General features: G+C 73.1%; 14 protein-coding genes. 5 read left to right on the top strand and 9 right to left on the bottom strand.

Annotation, left to right across the window (positions count from 1 at the left end; translation table 11 throughout):
* Positions 1 to 30 precede the first annotated feature (30 nt).
* From C4J65_RS33795 to C4J65_RS33780, 4 genes are all read right to left on the bottom strand, one after another.
* Positions 31 to 2,958: an FAD-binding and (Fe-S)-binding domain-containing protein gene (locus C4J65_RS33795; RefSeq protein WP_115746770.1), complete on the bottom strand. Its 2,928-nt coding sequence runs from the start codon at positions 2,956 to 2,958 to the stop codon at positions 31 to 33.
* Positions 2,959 to 3,051: 93 nt separating this feature from the next.
* Positions 3,052 to 3,459, bottom strand: coding sequence for a Rid family hydrolase (locus C4J65_RS33790; protein WP_115745870.1), 408 nt, complete (start codon positions 3,457 to 3,459; stop codon positions 3,052 to 3,054).
* Positions 3,456 to 4,583, bottom strand: a complete 1,128-nt coding sequence (locus C4J65_RS33785) for an enolase C-terminal domain-like protein (RefSeq protein WP_115745869.1) — start codon at positions 4,581 to 4,583, stop codon at positions 3,456 to 3,458. Before C4J65_RS33785 ends, C4J65_RS33790 begins: the two co-directional genes overlap by 4 nt.
* A 23-nt stretch (positions 4,584 to 4,606) precedes the next feature.
* Positions 4,607 to 5,389, bottom strand: a complete 783-nt coding sequence (locus C4J65_RS33780; RefSeq protein ID WP_115745868.1) for a creatininase family protein — start codon at positions 5,387 to 5,389, stop codon at positions 4,607 to 4,609.
* Positions 5,390 to 5,451: 62 nt separating this feature from the next.
* Here C4J65_RS33780 and C4J65_RS33775 point away from each other — a divergent pair, with 62 nt between their 5' ends.
* A complete protein-coding gene (locus C4J65_RS33775; protein WP_162833659.1) occupies positions 5,452 to 6,390 on the top strand; it encodes an ROK family protein in 939 nt (312 codons plus the stop codon).
* Positions 6,391 to 6,401: 11 nt separating this feature from the next.
* Here C4J65_RS33775 and C4J65_RS33770 read toward each other — a convergent pair whose 3' ends face one another.
* The 5 genes from C4J65_RS33770 to C4J65_RS33750 are packed head-to-tail and all read right to left on the bottom strand — an operon-like array spanning position 6,402 to position 11,683.
* Entirely contained in the window at positions 6,402 to 7,346 is a 945-nt protein-coding gene (locus C4J65_RS33770; RefSeq protein WP_115745866.1) for an ATP-binding cassette domain-containing protein, read from the bottom strand.
* Positions 7,343 to 8,209: an ABC transporter ATP-binding protein gene (locus C4J65_RS33765; protein ID WP_115745865.1), complete on the bottom strand. Its 867-nt coding sequence runs from the start codon at positions 8,207 to 8,209 to the stop codon at positions 7,343 to 7,345. Before C4J65_RS33765 ends, C4J65_RS33770 begins: the two co-directional genes overlap by 4 nt.
* Positions 8,206 to 9,120 (bottom strand): ABC transporter permease, encoded by a 915-nt coding sequence (locus tag C4J65_RS33760; RefSeq protein ID WP_162833480.1) that lies wholly within the window; start codon positions 9,118 to 9,120, stop codon positions 8,206 to 8,208. The genes C4J65_RS33765 and C4J65_RS33760 overlap by 4 nt, the downstream gene beginning before the upstream one ends.
* Positions 9,117 to 10,109: an ABC transporter permease gene (locus C4J65_RS33755; RefSeq protein WP_115745864.1), complete on the bottom strand. Its 993-nt coding sequence runs from the start codon at positions 10,107 to 10,109 to the stop codon at positions 9,117 to 9,119. Before C4J65_RS33755 ends, C4J65_RS33760 begins: the two co-directional genes overlap by 4 nt.
* On the bottom strand, positions 10,106 to 11,683 hold the full coding sequence (locus tag C4J65_RS33750; RefSeq protein ID WP_162833479.1) for an ABC transporter substrate-binding protein: 1,578 nt from the start codon (positions 11,681 to 11,683) through the stop codon (positions 10,106 to 10,108). Before C4J65_RS33750 ends, C4J65_RS33755 begins: the two co-directional genes overlap by 4 nt.
* 54 nt (positions 11,684 to 11,737) lie before the next feature.
* Here C4J65_RS33750 and C4J65_RS33745 point away from each other — a divergent pair, with 54 nt between their 5' ends.
* The 4 genes from C4J65_RS33745 (at position 11,738) to C4J65_RS33730 (ending at position 15,517) form a co-directional block, all read left to right on the top strand.
* Positions 11,738 to 12,574 (top strand): IclR family transcriptional regulator, encoded by an 837-nt coding sequence (locus C4J65_RS33745; RefSeq protein ID WP_115745862.1) that lies wholly within the window; start codon positions 11,738 to 11,740, stop codon positions 12,572 to 12,574.
* Positions 12,571 to 13,632, top strand: coding sequence for a serine hydrolase domain-containing protein (locus tag C4J65_RS33740; RefSeq protein WP_115745861.1), 1,062 nt, complete (start codon positions 12,571 to 12,573; stop codon positions 13,630 to 13,632). Before C4J65_RS33745 ends, C4J65_RS33740 begins: the two co-directional genes overlap by 4 nt.
* A gap of 4 nt (positions 13,633 to 13,636) precedes the next feature.
* A complete protein-coding gene (locus C4J65_RS33735) occupies positions 13,637 to 14,131 on the top strand; it encodes an NUDIX domain-containing protein (protein ID WP_115745860.1) in 495 nt (164 codons plus the stop codon).
* Positions 14,132 to 14,320: 189 nt separating this feature from the next.
* Positions 14,321 to 15,517 (top strand): glycoside hydrolase family 64 protein, encoded by a 1,197-nt coding sequence (locus C4J65_RS33730; protein WP_115745859.1) that lies wholly within the window; start codon positions 14,321 to 14,323, stop codon positions 15,515 to 15,517.
* Positions 15,518 to 15,579: the final 62 nt, after the last annotated feature.

The raw sequence follows: 15,579 nt of genomic DNA, 5'->3' as shown, positions 1-15,579 counted from the left end.
TGGCCAGTCGTTCACGCGTATCCGCGCGGGTCAGGAGGGGCGGGTCGCCCGGTCCAGTTCGATGAGGACCGAGTGGTACGCACGCCCCGTCGCTCGGTCCATGCCGATCTCGCACATGCGGTTGGCGGACAGGTGGGCGTCGTAGGGGCGCGAGGTCACCTCCGCGGCCTCCTTCGCCGTCGCCGACTCCGTCAGCTCCTTGTGCAGCATGCCGCGGTCCCCCGCGAAGGCGCAGCATCCGGCGTCGTCCGGGACGACGACCTCGTCGGCGACCGCCTCGGCGACCGCGCGGAGCCGGTCGACGTCGCCCAGGTGCTGCATCGAGCAGGTCGGGTGCAGCACGGCCGAACCGGTCGTGCGGCGGATCGTCAGCCGCGGCAGGAGCTCCTCGGCGGCCCACACGACGGAGTCGACCACCTTCAGGCGCGCGTGCAGTTCCCGGTTGGCGCGGGTGAGGTGGGGGACGACCTCGTGCTGGATGCCGAGCGTGCAGGAGGAGGCGTCGACGACGAGCGGGATCCGCCCGCCGTCGGTCCAGGCCCAGGCGGCCTCGACGACGCGGTTGGCCATCACGGTGTTGCCGTCCTCGTAGCCCTTGGAGTGCCAGATCGTCGAGCAGCAGGTGCCCGCCACGTCGTCCGGGATCCACACCGGCCGGCCGGCGCGGGCCGAGACGTCGACCACGGCCTGCTGGAGCGAGGGGGTGCCGTCGCCGTCCGGACCACCGAAGATCCGGTTGACGCAGGCCGGGTAGTAGACGGCGCTCGCCCCCGCCCGGGAGGTGGGCGGCGCGGTGCGGGCGGCGGCGCCCGGGATCTCCGGCAGCCACTCGGGCACCAGATCGGGGCGTACGGCTTTGCGGGCGAGGCCGGTGGCGGCCTCCAGCAGCCGGTCGCTGATCCTTTCGGCCGCGCCGACCGCGAGGCGGGCCGACGCCTCGACGGTCTTGAAGCGCTTGGCGGTCAGTGCGGCGATCCGCTCCTCGCGCGGCGAGTGCCTGCGGTGGCGGAAGTCCTTCATCATGGCGCCGGTGTCGATGCCGACCGGGCAGGCGATCGCGCAGGTGGAGTCGCCCGCGCAGGTGTCGACGGCGTCGTAGCCGTAGGAGGCGAGGAGCTGTTCCTGCACCGGGGAGCCGTCCGGCTGCCGCAGCATCTCCCTGCGCAGCACGATGCGTTGGCGCGGGGTCGTCGTCAGGTCGTGGCTGGGGCAGGTGGGTTCGCAGAAGCCGCACTCGATGCAGGGGTCGGCGACCGGCTCGATCCCGGGGATCGTCTTCAGTCCGCGCAGATGGGCCCTCGGGTCGCGGTCGAGGACGACCCGGGGCGCCAGCACACCCTCGGGGTCGATCAGCCGCTTCAGACGCCACATCAACTCGGTGGCCCGGGGCCCCCATTCCAGTTCCAGGAAGGGGGCGATGTTGCGTCCGGTGGCGTGCTCCGCCTTCAGCGACCCGTCGAAACGCTCCACGGTCATCCGGCAGAAGTCGTCCATGAACGCGGCGTACCGGTCGACGTCGGAGGCCTGTGAGGCGTCGAAGGCGAGCAGGAAGTGCAGGTTGCCGTGGGCGGCGTGACCGGCGACGGCGGCGTCGAAACCGTGCTCCGCCTGGAGGCCGAGCAGCGCCTCGCAGGCGTCCGCCAGCCGGGAAGGCGGGACCGCGAAGTCCTCCGTGATCAGGGTGGTGCCCGCCGGGCGGGAGCCGCCGACCGCCGTGACGAAGGCCTTGCGGGCCTTCCAGTAGCCGGAGACGACCTTGGCGTCGCGGGTGAACTCGTTGGTCACCGAGGCGACCGGTGCGACCAGTTCGAGGCGTTCCACGACCCGGGCCGCCGCCCGCTCGAAGGCCTCCTGCCCCGCCTCGTCGGGCGCCCGGAACTCCACCAGCAGCGCCGCGGTCTCCTTCGGCAGACCGGCCCAGTCGGCCGGTACGCCCCGCACGCTCACCGAGGCGCGCAGCGTGTTGCCGTCCATCAGCTCGACGGCGATGGCCCCCGCCTCGTTGAACAGGGGCACGGCCGCCGCGGCGGCGGTCAGCGAGGGGAAGAAGAGCAGGCCGCTGGAGACCCTGCGGTCCAGCGGCAGGGTGTCGAAGACGACGTCGGAGATGAAGCCGAAGGTGCCCTCGGAGCCGACCATGAGCCCGCGCAGGATCTGCACCGGCGTCGCGCCGTCCAGGAAGGCGTCCAGCCGGTAGCCGTTGGTGTTCTTGATCTCGTACTTGGCCCGGATGCGGGCGGTGAGCTCCGGGTCCGCCTCGATCTCCGCCTTCAGCGCCAGCAGTCCCTCGCACAGCTCCGGCTCGGTCCGCGCCAGCGTCTCGTCCGCGTGCGGGTCGGCCGTGTCGACGACGGTGCCGCCGGGCAGCACGAAGGTCAGCGAGGCGAGGGTGCGGTAGGAGTTGCGGGTGGTGCCCGCGGTCATGCCGGAGGCGTTGTTGGCGACCACCCCGCCGAGGGTGCAGGCGATGGCGCTGGCCGGGTCGGGCCCCAGGATCCTGCCGTACCGGGCGAGGGTCGCGTTGGCCCGCATGACCGTGGTCCCGGGCCGGATGCGGGCCCGTGCGCCGCCGTCCAGGACCTCGATGCCCGTGAAGTGCCGCCGCACGTCGACGAGGACGTCCTCGCCCTGGGCCTGGCCGTTGAGGCTGGTGCCGGCGGCGCGGAAGACGAGCCGGCGGCCGTGGTCGCGCGCGTACGCCAGCACGGCGGAGACGTCGTCGATGTTCTCCGGGAGTACGACGACCTGCGGCACGAACCGGTAGGGGCTGGCGTCGGAGGCGTACTTCACCAGGTCGGAGACCTTCCACAGGACCTTGTCGGGGCCCAGCAGAGCGGTCAGGCCGGCCCGCAGCGGCTCGGGGGTACCCGTGGCCCCGGCGTCGGGCACCCGGTCGGCGGACGCGACACGGGGCGTGCCGGGACGGAGGGCTTCCGGCTTGGGCTCCAGCAGGGGCATGACGTTCGACTCCCACACGATCTCGGTCGGTGCTGATCAGCGTACGGCTGCGGTGCCCGCCGGCCCCGGCGGGGCCGGCGGGCAGGCGGCGGTTCACCCCGGCCGGTCCGCGCCGGGCAGGAGGGCCACCACGTCGATCTCCACGAGGATGTCCATCAGGTCGGACCCGACCGTGGTGCGCACCGGGCAGGGTTCCTCGAAGAAGGTGCGGTAGGCCGCGTCGTACGCGGCGAAGTCCCGGCGGAGGTGCTGCAGGTGTGCCGTGACCTTCACGACGTCCCGCAGGGACAGGCCCCGTGCCGCGAGGACCGCCGCCACGTTGCGCAGCACCTGCGCGGTCTGCGCCGCCACCCCTTCCGGCACGGCGCCGGTGGCGGGGTCCTGGGGGCCGAAACCGGCCGTGAACAGGAACCCGCCCGCCACCACCCCCTGGGAGTAGGCGCCCGCGGGACGGGGTGCCCGGTCCGTGTGCACCGCCTGCTTGCCGTTCGGCCCGCTCATCCGGTCAGGTCACCGTCCCGCTCGTTGACGCCCGCGTAGTGGCGGAGCTTGTCCTCGTCCACGCTCACGCCCAGGCCCGGTCCCGACGGCACCCGCAGCCGGCCGTTCTCCAGGTGCAGCGGCTCGATGATGTCGTCCGCGTGCAGGTAGTACATGCTGTCGATGGCCCGCGACAGCACGGGCGTGCTCGACACGACGGCCAGGTGGGCTGCCGTGGCGATGCCGAGTTCGCCGCCGCTGTGCAGGTTCATGCCCAGGCCGAAGGTCTCGCAGTGCGCGGCGAGCGCCTTGGTCGCCGCGATGCCGCCCCACTTGTAGACGTCACCGTGGATGACGTCGACCGCGTTCAGCCGCATGGCCGGGGCGAAGTCCTCGAAGCGGACGACGCACATGTTGGTGCACAGCGGAATGCGCACCTTCGCCTTCACCTGCGACATCCCCTCGATGCCGGCGCAGGGGTCCTCCAGGTACTCCAGGTCCAGTTCCTCCAGGGCGATGCCGGCCCGGACCGAGTCGGGGACGGACCAGGCCGCGTTCGGGTCGACCCGCAGGTTCACGGCGGGCAGCGCCTCGCGGACCGCGCGCAGGATGGCGACGTCGCCCGCGCAGTCCTTGGTGCCCTTGAGTTTGACGGCGTCGAAACCGCCCTCCTCGACGACGCGCACCGCGTGCTCCGCCATGGCCCCGGGCAGGTCGGCCGGGGTTGCCCCCGGCGCGTCGGCACGGGTGATCAGCGCGGTGATCGGCACCTCGTCGCGGACGGCGCCGCCCAGCAGGTCGGTCACGGACTGGCCGGTGGCCTTGCCCATCGCGTCCCAGCAGGCGACGTCGACGGCGGCGATCGCCGCGTAGCCGAGGTAGCCGTAGAAGAAGGGCACCATGTGCTGCTTGCGGTGGAAGCCCTCCAGCGCGAACGGGCTGGTCCCGATCAGGTCCGGCACCATCTGGCGGACGATCGCGGCGACCGGCGCGCCCCACATCGTCTCGCCCCAGCCCTCGACGCCGGCGTCGGTGCGCACGCGCACGACGGTGCGGGTCTCCCCGGTCTTGGTCTCGAAGGAACTGGTGAAGGGGTTGACGAGTGGGAGGTTGACGACCCACACGTCGACGTCGGTGATCTTCATTTCTTCTCCTCGCATCATGGGGGTCACCGGCTCGCCGCGTCGAAGGCCCGGATCGCGCGGGCCAGTCCCCGCGCCCGGTCGTCGAGGAGCCGGCCGCCCCGGTCGGCGTCGGCCCCGGAGGCGTCGTCGGTGGACCCGTCGACCCGCTCCCACTCGCCGTGCCGCTCGACGGTCAGGCCGGGGTGGGGCGGGTGGTCGAACAGCGGGGGCGGCTCGACGGGGGTGCGGGCGGGCACGGGGGTGCGCACCAGGGCGGGACGGGCGGCGAGCATGAGGGACGTCTCGAACCATCCGGCGTGCCCCGGGGTGACGTCCGGCCGCCCGGCCTCGTCCTCGCCCGCCGTGAGGGTCCAGTAGGAGCAGGCGGCGACCGTGACCCGGGCGCGCAGCGCGAACCGCTTCACGGCGAGCCGCATGATCTCGTCGTTGCCACCGTGGCCGTTGACGACCATGACCCGGCGGTATCCGCTGGTCACGAGCGAGTCGAGAACGTCGTCGAGGACGGCGCCCAGGGTCGCCGCGGAGAGCGAGACGGCCGCCGCGAACAGGTGGTGCGGACTGTGCCCGAAGGGCAGCGCGGGCAGTCGCACGACCTCGGCGGCGGGGGGTTCGGGGGACGCGGGGGTTCCGTGGTCGAGAAGGGCCAGCGCCCGGTCCACGACCTCCTCCACCAGGAGGGTGTCGGTCCCCATCGGCAGGTGCGCGGCGTGCTGCTCCTGGGATCCGATGGGCAGCAGGGCGATGCCCCGCTCGCCGGCCCGGCGCACCTCCCGCCAGGTGAGTTCGGTCAGTTTCGATTGGCTCACAGTGCTACCTCTCCCAAACACGGCCATGGCAGAGTCGGCGCATGGTCCACGAAAGTTCTCCGTTGCGACTGGTCCCCGAGGCCGCGCGGCAACCGGCCACTCCTGCGGCACCGCGGCGGCTGGGGGCCGTCGAGCTGGTTCCCGGCCGCGTCACGGCGGCCGTGCTGTCCATGGCCGGCCGGGTGCTCGACCGCACCGAGGTGTCGTACGACGCCGCGACCGCGACCCCCGCGGACATCGACGGGGCACTGGCCGGGGTGGCCGGTGTCTTCGCCGCCCACGAGGTCCAGGGGATCGGCGTGGCCGCCGCGGGGCTGGTGGACCCCCTCACGGGACTGATCCTGGAGGTCAACGACGTGCCGGGCCTGCGCGGCTTTCCGGTGACGGAGCGGCTCGGCGCCCTCACCGGCGTCGGGGTCCGGGTGGAGCACCGGGCGCGGCTCCAGGTGCTCGGCGACCGCTGGTTCGGCGCGGGCCGCGGACGGCGCACCTTCGCCTCGGTCTCGACCGGCGAGGTCCTCGGGGTGGGTGTCCTCTACGACGGTGAGGTGATGGCCCCGCCCGGCGGGCGCAGCGGCGCGCACATGACCGTGTCGGCCAGCGGCGAGCGCTGCACGTGCGGGAACCGGGGCTGCTGGAAGACCCTGGCCACCTCCGGCTGGCTGCGGGCCAGGGCGCGTGCCGCGGGGCTCGGGGCGGCGGTGTCGCTGGCCGAGCTGGTCGGCGGCGGGGAGCCGCTCGCCGGGCAGGTGGTGGAGGAGTACGCGCACAACCTCGCCCTGGGACTGGTGAACGTGCAGCAGCTCTTCGCGCCGGGCCTGTTCATCCTGCACGGCGAGGCCCGTGAGGGCGGTGAGCGCTTCCGCACCGTGGTGGAGGAGCGGCTGCGGGACGCGGTCGCCTTCGCGGGGGCCGAGCAGCCGCGGGTGCTGGTCGGCACCGCCGCGGTCGACGACGTGGCACTCCTCGGCGGGGCGGGTCTGGTGCTGTCGCACCTCTAGCGTGGGGCGGTTCATCGGCTCGCTTCGTCCGTCGCTTCGTCCGTCGCTTCGTTCGTCGGTTCGTCCGTCGGTTCGTCCGTCGGTTCGTCCGTCGGGGCGGACGCGCGTGCCGCGGCCCGTCGGCCCCGGCGCGGGTCGAGGACCGGTACGGCGTCGAGGAGCTGCCGCGTATAGGGGTGCCGCGGGGTGCGCAGCACCGCCGCCGCCTCGCCCACCTCGACCAGGCTCCCCCGGCTCATCACCGCGACCCGGTCGGCCACCTGCGCCACCACGGCGAGGTTGTGCGAGACGAAGACGTAGGTGAGGCCCAGCCGCTGTTGCAGGTCCGCCAGGAGGTCGAGGACGGTCGCCTGCACGGAGACGTCCAGGGCGCTGGTCGGCTCGTCGAGCACCAGCAGCCGGGGACGGAGTGCCAGGGCCCGTGCGATCGAGACGCGCTGGCGCTGGCCGCCGGAGAACTCGTGCGGGTAGCGGTCCTGAATGCCGGTGTCCAGGCCGACGGCCTCCAGGAGTTCCCCGACCCGTTCCCGGTTGCGGGCCCGTGCGCGCCGCCCGCGTGCCTCGGGGTCGTGGGTGACCAGCGGTTCGGCGACGATGTCGGTGATGCGCATGCGCGGGTTCATGCTGGAGTAGGGGTCCTGGAGAACCACCTGCATCTGCCGTCGTACACCCCGCATTTGGGACGCGGTGAGGGCGGCGAGGTCCTGTCCGTCGAAGCGCACGCTTCCGGCGGTGGGTTCGAGGAGTCCGAGGAGCAGCCGGGTGAGGGTGGTCTTGCCGCAGCCGGACTCGCCGACCAGGGCCACGGTCTCGCCCTCACGGACTTCGAGCGACACGTCGTCGACGGCGACGTTCCGGGACCGGCCGCCGAACTCCTTGCGCAGGCCGTCCAGTTCGAGGAGCGGCCCGGCGGACGTGGGCGCGGGGGCGGGGGTGTCGGTCGCGTCGGTGCTCATGCCGCCTCCAGTCGTGGGGTGGCCGCCAGGAGCCGGCGGGTGTAGTCGTCGGCCGGGCGGTCGAACACGTCGAGGACGTCGCCGGTCTCGACGACCCTGCCCCTGTTCATGACGACGACCCGGTCGGCGGTCTCCGCGACGACCGCGAGATCGTGGGTGATCAGCACGACGGCCATGTCGTGCTTGTGCTGGAGGGTGACCAGGAGGTCGAGGATCTGGCGCTGCACGGTGACGTCCAGGGCGGTGGTCGGCTCGTCGGCGATGAGGACGCGGGGGCGGGCCACCAGCGCGGTCGCGATCATCACGCGCTGGCGCAGGCCGCCGGAGAGTTCGTGCGGGTACTGGCGGTAGCGCTGGGCCGGGTCGGGAATGCCGACCTCGTCGAGGGCCGCCAGCGCGGCCTGTCCGGCCTCGGCGCGGGACATGCCGGTGTGGTGCCTGAGGACCTCGGCCACCTGGGCGCCGACGCGCTGGAGCGGGTCGAGGCAGGTCATCGGGTCCTGGAAGACCATGGCGATGTCGCGGCCCCGGACCCTGCCGAGCTCCTTCTCGGACAGGCGCAGCAGGTCGCGTCCCTCGAAGCGGATCTCGCCGCTCGCATAGACGCACGGCGGGCTCGGGTTGAGACGCAGGACGGACAGCGCGGTGGCGCTCTTTCCGCTGCCGGACTCCCCCACCACGGCGAGGGTCTCGCCGGCGCGGACGTGCAGGGAGACGTCCCGGACGGCGTGGACGACGGAGCCCGCCAGGCGGAAGTCGACGCTGAGGCCGTCGATCTCGAGGAGCGGTCGCTGGTCGGCGGGCGGCCGGGGTGCGTCGCCCGTGGTTCGGCCGGAGCCGGTTGTCGGTCGGTCGTTGCTCATCGGCGGTAGGCCTTCGGGTCCGCGACGTCCCGCAGGGCGTCGCCGGTGATGTTGATGGCGAGGGAGGTCAGCATCAGCGCGATGCCGGGGAAGACGGCGACCCACCAGGAGGTGCCCAGGTAGAGCTGGCCGTCGGCGAGCATGCCGCCCCAGGTGACCGTCTCCTTGGGGACGCCCAGGCCCAGGTAGCTGAGGGAGGCCTCGGCGACGATGGCGGCGGCGACGTGCAGGGTGCCGATGGTGGCCAGCGGCGCCATCACGTTGGGCAGCAGGTGGCGGCGCATGATGGTGACGTCGGTGACGCCGATCGCGCGGGCCTCGGTGACGAAGTCGCGGGTGCGCAGCGACATCACCTCGGCGCGTACGACGCGGGCGTAGGAGACCCAGCCGGTGAAGCCGAGCACCACGATCACGACCCACAGGCCGGAGCCGAGGAAGCCGACGACGGCGAGGGCCAGCAGCAGCGAGGGGAAGGCGAGCTGGACGTCCGCGAGCCGCATGAGAGTGCGGTCGGCCCAGCCGCCGAAGTATCCGGAGGCGAGGCCCACGGCCGTACCGATGACGCCGGCGAGGAGTGCGGCGCCGGCGCCGACGAGCAGGGAGACCCGGGCGCCGTGGATGACGCGCGAGAGCATGTCGCGGCCGAGCTGGTCGGTGCCGAGGAGGTGGGCGCCGCTGCCGCCGTCCTGCCAGGCGGGGGGCCGCAGCCGCAGCAGCAGGTTCTGCGCGTTGGGGTCGTAGGGGGCGATCAGCGGGGCGAACAGGGCGGCGAACAGCAGCAGTACGAGCACGGCGAGGGCCAGTACGGCGAGCCTGTTGCGCAGCAGGCCGCGCAGGACGACGGATCCGGAGCCGCCGGACGGCTTCTTCTCCGGGGTCACGTCGGTCGCGGCCGGTGACATGACGGTCATCGGGACGTCCTCACCCTCGGGTCGAGGAAGCTGTAGGAGAGGTCGACGAGCAGGTTCACCACGACGAAGGTGGCGGCGAAGAACAGGACGGTGGCCTGGACGAGCGGGAAGTCGCGGTTGGAGATCGCCTCGACGGTCAGCTGGCCCACCCCGGGCCAGGAGAAGACCCGTTCGGTGAGGATCGCCCCGCCGAGCAGGTTGCCGACCTCCAGGCCGACGACGGTCACCACCGGCAGCGAGGCGTTGCGCAGTCCGTGCCTGAGCACCACTTGCAGCGGCCCGAATCCCTTGGCCCGGGCGCTGCGGATGTGATCGGAGGACAGGACGTCGATCAGTGAGGAGCGCAGCAGACGGGCGACGACGGCGACGGAGTACACGGCGAGGGTGACGGCGGGCAGGACCAGGTTGGCGAGGGTGCCGTAACCGGAGGCGGGCAGGGCGCGCAGCCAGACGGCGAAGACCAGGATGAGCAGGATGCCGACCCAGAACGGCGGGGTGGACTGGCCGAGCAGGACGCCGGTCATCACGGTCTTGTCGGTGCCCCGGCCGCGGCGCATGGCGGCGAGGATGCCCGCCGGGATCGCGATGACGAGGGTCACCGCGAGCGCGGCGGCGGCCAGTTCGATCGTGGCCGGCAGCCGGTCGGCGAGGATCTCGCTCACGGGCTGGCCGTAGACGAGGGAGTCGCCGAAGTCGAGGTGGAGCAGTCCCCGGAGGTAGTCGAGGTACTGGGCGAACAGGGACTGGTCCAGGCCCAGCGAGTGGCGCAGCACCTGTTCCTGTTCGGCCGTGGCGTCCGGCGGCAGCAGGATCTTCACCGGGTCGCCGGACAGGCGGACGAGGAAGAAGGCGACGGTCGCCGTGCAGAACAGCACGAACAGGGCGGTGAGCAGGCGCCTGAGCACCCCTCGCAGCGGGCCCGTCCGGTCCGTGCGGCGGGTCGGGGTGTCCGCCGGGGTGGGTGGTTTGTCGAGGGTGAGGGCGCTCATCGGGAGACCTCCGCGCTCTCCATCGAGAGGACGCCCGCGGCTCCCGGCGTCCAGCGGGGCCGGTCGTTGCGGGCGATGATGTTGTCGATCTGGTAGAGGAAGACGAAGGGTGCTTCCCGGCGCATCAGCCGTTGCAGGTCCGAGAAGGCCTCTTCGCGCCTGCGGGGGTCCTCGGAGAGTTCCTCGGCGTCGATGAGGCGGTCGGCCTCGGCGGAGTGCCAGCGGCTCTGGCGGCGGTCGCTGCGCACGTTGGACTGGACGATGCTCGCGCCGTCCATCGTCCAGACGGTGCTGGCCGCGAGGTAGATCGGGCCGAGCGCACCGCGGTTGTCGGAGGTGAGGCGGGCGGAGTAGGTGCCGGGGTCGAGCAGGTTGACGCGGGCGTCCACCCCGGCCCCGGCGAGGAGTCCGGACAGGGCCTCGGCGACGTTGGCGTCGACGTTGGAGGCGGTGAGCGTGGTGGAGAAGCCGTGCGGGTGACCGGCCTCGGCGAGCAGCCGCCGCGCGGTGTCGACGGAGCGGGTGAAGGGCTTGACGGTGGGGTCGAAGCCGAAGGAGCCGCGCGGGACGAGGGCGGGCGTCTCGGTGGCCTTGCCGCCGAGCACGGCCTTGATGAGCAGCGGGACGTCGATCGCGTGGTTGAGCGCCTGGCGTACCCGGCGGTCCTGGAGCGGGCCGTTTTCCAGGGTGTTCAGGGACAGGTAGGCGGTGCGGATCCCCGTGTAGCCGTCGATGCTGATGCCGCCGTAGCCGTCGAGTTGCTGGGCGGCGTCCGGGGTGAGTCCGGCGACGAGGTCGACGCCGCCGCTCTGGAGCGCGGCCAGGGAGGACGAGGCGTTGGGCGCCGGGCTGAAGACGAGGCCGTCGACGGCCGGGCGTCCGTTCCAGTGGCCGGCATGGGCCCGCATCCGCAGTTCGTGGTCGCGCTGCCAGCTCTCGAAGGTGAAGGGCCCGGTGCCGACGGGGTGGTCGGCGAAGGCCGCGTCGCCCACCTCGGCGAGGTGGCGGGGCGGTACGACGACGCCGCCGAACAGGGAGAGCTTGGCGGGCAGGATGGGGTCGTGCACGGTGGTGTGGATGTCGACGGTGAGCCGGTCGACGACGGTGACGCCCTCGACGAAGCGCAGTTCGACGATCGGTGACTTGGTCGCGGGGTCCAGCAGCCGCTCGATGCTGAAGGCGACGGCCCGCGCGTCGCACACCTCGCCGTTGTGGAAGGTCACCCCGGGTCGGAGCACGAAGCGCCAGGTCCGCGCGTCGGTGGCCTTCCAGCTCAGGGCGAGTCTGGGGTGCAGCCGGTTGTCCCGGCCGCGGGTGGTGAGGGTGTCGAACATGTTGATCAGGACGTTCATCGACACCATGTCGCCCTGCTTCTGCGGGTCCAGCGTCTTCGGGTCGCCCGTCTGGGAGACCCGCAGCACGTTGCCGGCCCGGTCCGCGGCGGCCGTCGTGCCGCACGCGGTCAGGAGCGCCGGAGCGCTGAGGGCTCCGAGCAGCAGACCACCGGTCCGCAGGACGTGGCGTCGGCTGGGACGGCTGCGGTCCACCGTGCGCCCCTGAAAAATTCGTTCCATTGAACAACACCTCCGTTCCGTCAGATGGAATGCGGTTGGGTTAAGCTAAGCGACATGGTGAAAGCGGTCAACACCCGGTCGGTCGACCAGGAACTCGTGAAGGGCCCCGTCGACAAGGCGATGGAGGTGCTCGATGCGCTCGTCCAGCCCGGTGGCCCCCACCGGCTGGGAGAGATCGCGCGCCGCACAGGACTGACCAAACCGACCGTCCACCGGCATCTGCGGACCATGGCGGAGTACGGCTTCGCCGAGCCCGCCGAGGGCGGCAGCTACCGTCCGGGGCCCCGGCTGCTGGGCCTGGCGGCGGCGGCCCTGAACGACAGCCGGGTACTGGAGCTGACCAGGCCCGCCCTCGCCGACCTGCGCCGGCGCACCGGCCACGTCGCGTTCTACGCGGTGCGCCACGCGTCCGACGCCGTGTACCTGGAGCAGTCGGAGCCGGCCCGTGAGTACCGGATGGCCACCCGGCCCGGCCACCGGTCGCCGCTCCACGCCTGCGGCGTGGGGCTCGCCATGCTCGCGGCGCTGCCCGCCGAGGAGACCGCCGCCGTCCTGGACGCACCGGACCTGGAGGCGCGCACGCCGGGCACGCCCACCGACCCCGCCGCGCTGCGGGCGGTGCTCGCACGGGCGGCGCTGTGCGGCTACGCCGTGGACGACGAGTACGACGAGCCGGACATGCGGTCGGTGGCGGCTCCCGTGCTGGACGCGGAGGGCCGGGCCGTGGGTGCCATCGGCATCGCCGGGCTCACCTTCACCCTCGACCCCGGCAGCGTGGAGGTGTTCGGGCCGATGGTGCGGGCGGCCGCGCGCACGGTGTCCGCCGGGCTCGGCGCGCGCACCCCCGTGCTCGGCGTGGTGGGCGCGGCCGGCGGCGGTGAGGAGGCATGAGCGCCCTGGCCGAACTCCTCGCCGAGGGGCGGGAGCGACGCGTCTGCTCCGGCGCCGCCTGGTCCGTCGGGGACCCGGAGGGACCGCTGGACCGGGGCTGGACCGGCACCCGGGCCTGGGACGGGCCGCCGCTGGACGGCGACGACGTGTGGGACCTCGCCTCGGTCACCAAGCCGGTGGCCGGACTCGTGGTCATGGCCCTCGTCGAACGCGGCGCGCTCGGCCTCGACGACACCGTGGGCGCGTACCTGCCGGACTACCGGGGCGGCGACAAGGCGGAGCTGACCGTGCGTCAACTCCTCACGCACACCTCGGGGATACCGGGGCAGGTGCCGCTGTACCGCGACCACTCCACCCGCGCGGCGCTGCTGGAGGCGGTGCGCCTGCTGCCGTTGACCGCGAAGCCGGGCACCCGCGTCCAGTACTCCTCGCAGGGGTTCATCGTCCTCGGCCTGATCGCCGAGGCGGCGGCCGGGGAGCCCCTGGACGCACTGGTGGAGCGGCTGGTGTGCGCGCCGCTCGGCCTGCGCGACACCGTCTTCCGGCCGGACGCCGGGCGCCGGGCGCGCGCGGTGGCCACCGAGGACTGCCCCTGGCGCGGCCGCCGGGTGGTGGGCGAGGTCCACGACGAGAACGCGGTGGTGCTCGGCGCGGCAGGCGGGCACGCGGGCCTGTTCTCCACCCTCGCGGACATGGAACGTCTCGGCGCCGCCCTCGCCGCCGGCGGCCGGGACCTGCTGCGGCCCGACACCTTCGCCCTGATGACGGCCGCCCACACGGACGACCTGGCGCTGCGGCGCGCGCTGGCCTGGCAGGGCCGCGACCCGGTCGGCTCCCCCGCCGGGGAGGTGTTCGGCCCGGACTCGTACGGCCACACGGGCTTCACCGGCACCAGCCTCTGGGTCGACCCGGCGACGCGTCGGTACGCCGTGCTGCTCACCAACCGGGTGCACCCGACGAGGACGGGCGACGGGATCGTCGCCCTGCGCCGGGCGTTCCACGACGCGGCCGCCGCGCTGCCCCCGGTGGCTGCCGGGAGTCGCCACCGTGTGGAATGAGCGGGTGAACTCCTCCGCACCGGGCGCCGAGCGCCCCGAACGCGCCCGCCCCGCCGCGCAGAGCCTCACCGGCGTCGGCCTCGCCGTCCTCGACCCCGCCGGACGGGTACTGCTGGGGCTCGGTCACGACGGACGCTGGGAACTGCCCGGCGGCAAGGTCGACGCGGGCGAGGACTTCGAGACGGCCGCCGCCCGGGAGTTGGCGGAGGAGACCGGGCTCGTCGCGGCCCCCGCGGAGGTGCGGGTGCTGGCCGTGCTCGTCGACCGCGTGGGCGGGCTGACCCGGGTGACGGCCGCGGCCGTCACCGAGCGGGCGGCCGGTGTGCCCCGGGTCACCGAGCCCGACAGGATCGAGCGCTGGGAGTGGGTCGCCCGCGAGTCGGTGCCGTCCGCGCTCTTCCCGCCGTCCGCCTCGGTCCTGGACTGCCTGTGGCCCGGCGCGGAGCGGCGGGGTGCGGCAGGAGTCCGGCACTACCCGGTGGCCGGTCCCGTCGCCTGAACGGCAGCACCAGCCGGGACGGGCGCGCAGCCTCGCGGCAGGTCCTGCCGTGGCGGCCGAAAGCGGACCCGCGTTCCGACTCGCGCACTTCCGCCGCGCACATTGACATGAACGCGCCCCGGCGCAACGCTGAGAGCGCTCTCAGAATCGGTACGGACCAATTCCCCCACACCCGCACGGAGGTGGAGAGTGCTCTCCCGACTCAGACTCCGTCTGCTCGCCGTGGCCGCGGCCGCAGGCCTGACCGGCGCCCTGCTCTCGTTCGGCGCCGCGCCGCCCGCGGACGCCGCGGTGCCCGCCACCATCCCCCTGAAGATCACCAACAACTCCGCCCGGGGCGACGCCGTCCACATCTACAACCTGGGCACCTCGCTGACGACCGGTCAGCAGGGCTGGGCGGACGAGAACGGCACCTTCCACGCCTGGCCCGCCGGCGGCAATCCCCCAACTCCCGCACCGGACGCGTCCATCCCCGGACCGGCCGCGGGACAGACCAAGACCATCCGGATCCCGAAGCTGTCGGGGCGCATCTACTTCTCCTACGGTCAGAAGCTGGACTTCCGGCTCACCACCGGCGGCCTGGTCCAGCCCGCCGTCCAGAACCCGAGCGACCCCAACCGCAACATCCTCTTCAACTGGTCCGAGTACACGCTCAACGACGGCGGGCTGTGGCTGAACAGCACCCAGGTCGACATGTTCTCCGCGCCCTACACGGTCGGCGTGCGGCGCGCCGACGGCAGCGTGAGCAGCGCCGGACAGCTCAAGGCCGGCGGCTACCGCGGGGTGTTCGACGCCTTGCGGGCCCAGCCGGGCTGGGGCGGACTGGTCCAGACCCGGCCCGACGGCAGCGTACTGCGGGCGCTGGCGCCGCTGTACGGGGTGGAGACCGGGGCGCTGCCCGCGTCGGTCATGGACGACTACATCAACCGGGTCTGGCAGAAGTACGCGACGACCACGCTCACCGTCACGCCCTTCGGCGACCGGCCGGACACCAAGTACTTCGGGCGGGTCTCGGGCAACGTCATGAACTTCACCAACAGTTCGGGCGCGGTCGTCACCAGCTTCCAGAAGCCCGACGCCTCCAGCGTCTTCGGCTGCCACCGGCTCCTGGACGCGCCCAACGACCAGGTGCGCGGCCCGATCTCCCGCACGCTGTGCGCCGGCTTCAACCGCTCGACGCTGCTGAGCAACCCCAACCAGCCCGACCCCTCGGCGGCGGACTTCTACCGGGAGTCGGTGACCAACCACTACGCCCGGATCATCCACGAGCGCATGGCCGACGGGAAGGCGTACGCGTTCGCCTTCGACGACGTCGGCAACCACGAGTCGCTGGTGCACGACGGCAACCCGGCCGAGGCCAGGCTCACGCTCGCCCCGCTCGACTGAGCCGGCGGCGGGCACGCGTCCGCCCCCGTCCTCGGCCGGTGCGGTGGAGGACGGGGGCGGAA

It is taken from the genome of Streptomyces sp. CB09001, assembly GCF_003369795.1.
Lineage (GTDB): Bacteria > Actinomycetota > Actinomycetes > Streptomycetales > Streptomycetaceae > Streptomyces.
The sequence above is the reverse complement of the archived record's forward strand: the minus strand, read 5'-3'. Positions and strand labels throughout refer to the sequence as shown.